The sequence below is a fragment of the Paracraurococcus lichenis genome (assembly GCF_030657435.1).
Taxonomy (GTDB): Bacteria; Pseudomonadota; Alphaproteobacteria; order Acetobacterales; family Acetobacteraceae; genus Paracraurococcus; species Paracraurococcus lichenis.
The window spans coordinates 1-417 of the sequence record NZ_JAUTWS010000503.1; the positions used below are offsets into that span (position 1 = coordinate 1).

Here is a 417-nt window from a genome sequence, read left to right on the forward strand (position 1 = left end):
CTCTCCATGGATGACAAGTTCCTCTACGTGTCCTGTTGGGGAACCGGTGAGATGCGCCAGTACGACGTCTCGGATCCCCGCAAGCCAAAGCTCACGGGATCGGTCCATATTGGCGGCATCGCGCGGCGTACGTCGCATCCCAGCGGCAAGGTCTATGCAGGCGGCCCGCAAATGGTTGAGATCAGCCGTGACGGAGGGCGGGTCTACTGGACCAACTCGCTCTACTCGACCTGGGACGACCAGTTCTATCCAGCCGGCATGCCAGCCGCCCAGGTTATGGCTCGGGCAGCCCCGGATGGCGGCCTCGCACTGGACGCCGAATACTGGGTGACGTTCCCCGAGGGGTACCGCGCGCACCAGATCCGGCTCGAAGGGGGCGACTGCTCGACGGACTCCTTCTGCTATCCGTCAGTCTGA

1 protein-coding gene is annotated in these 417 nt (G+C 63.8%); it reads left to right on the top strand.

Annotated elements, in window-relative coordinates:
* The coding region (locus Q7A36_RS40990) for a selenium-binding protein SBP56-related protein (RefSeq protein ID WP_305109509.1) at window positions 1-417 on the top strand (417 nt) is incomplete at its 5' end.